This is a genomic window from Actinoplanes sp. NPDC026623, assembly GCF_040638275.1.
Taxonomy (GTDB): domain Bacteria; phylum Actinomycetota; class Actinomycetes; order Mycobacteriales; family Micromonosporaceae; genus Actinoplanes.
Genome location: NZ_JBEZXZ010000192.1, coordinates 16,182 through 17,341 on the forward strand (window position 1 = coordinate 16,182; position 1,160 = coordinate 17,341).

At 73.7% G+C, this 1,160-nt stretch carries 1 protein-coding gene; it reads left to right on the plus strand.

What is annotated here, in order from left to right; genetic code table 11:
• Positions 1-209: 209 nt before the first annotated feature.
• Positions 210-1,145 carry an FtsK/SpoIIIE domain-containing protein gene (locus tag AB0F10_RS36480; RefSeq protein ID WP_360636025.1) on the plus strand — a complete coding sequence of 312 codons (936 nt, stop codon included), beginning with the start codon at positions 210-212 and terminating at the stop codon, positions 1,143-1,145.
• Positions 1,146-1,160 lie beyond the last annotated feature (15 nt).

The window sequence follows — 1,160 nt, forward strand, 5'->3', positions numbered from 1 at the left end:
GGGCGCGCCCGCCCCCATTCTACCCGGCCGGGGCCACCCCGCCCGCGGCGCCCCCCCACCAACCCCCCCGGCCGCCCGCGGGGCGCGCCCCCGGGGGGGGCGCCCCCGCCCCCCCCCACGCCGGCGCGATCCCGTGGCCCGGCCCGAAAGCCCGATCGCTGGCCGACCCGATCGAACTCGGCGTCTTCGAGGACGCGACGACCGTCCGGGTGCCTCTGCTGCGGCGGCACGCGTTGATCGGGGGCACCACCGACTCGGGCAAGAGCGGCGTGCTGAACGTCGTCCTCGGCAACCTCGCCGCCTGCTCTGATGTCGTCCTGTGGGGCATCGACCTGAAAGGCGGCATGGAACTACGGCCGTGGGCACCCTGCCTCGCCCGGCTCGCGACCACCCCGGACGAGGCAACCCGACTACTCGCCGACGCCGTCACCATCCTCGACGCCCGCGCCCACGCATCCAGCCACGACAACAGCCGCGTCTGGGAACCCACACCGCAAGCACCGGCGCTGGTCGTCGTCATCGATGAGTACGCCGAACTCGCCGACACTGCGCCGGCCGCCGTCGCGCACGCTGAATCCATTGCCCGGCGCGGCCGGGCGGTCGCCGTCGACCTGCTCGCCGCGACACAACGCCCGACACAGAAGGCCATGGGCGGCGGAGCGCTGCGCTCACAGATGAGCGTCCGCGTCTGCCTCCGAGTCCGCGAGCGCCGCGACGTCGACCTCATCCTCGACAAGGGCATGCTCGCCACCGGCTGGCACGCACACACCCTCGACGCACCGGGCAAGTTCTACGTCCTCGCCGACGGACACAACCAACCACGCCGCGCCCGCGCCTACCTGGTCACCGACGACCACGTGCGAGAGACAGCCGCCCGCTACGCCGACCAGCGACCCGACCTCGACCCGCTCTCCCTTGCCGCGCTCGACCGGCCACCGCGCGCGCTCGAACCGCCGAAGGCTGTCGATGACGACCCGGAACAAGCGCTCCTGACCGCGCTCGGCCAAGCACCCGACGACGGCCTCAGCATCGCGGAACTCATCGACACGACCGGCATGCGACGCACCTGGATCTACGACCGACTCCAAGCACTCGCCGCCGCCGGCCGCGCCCGGCAGGTCAGCCGCGGGCGCTGGCGGGCCTGAGCCGATCGTCCGCGC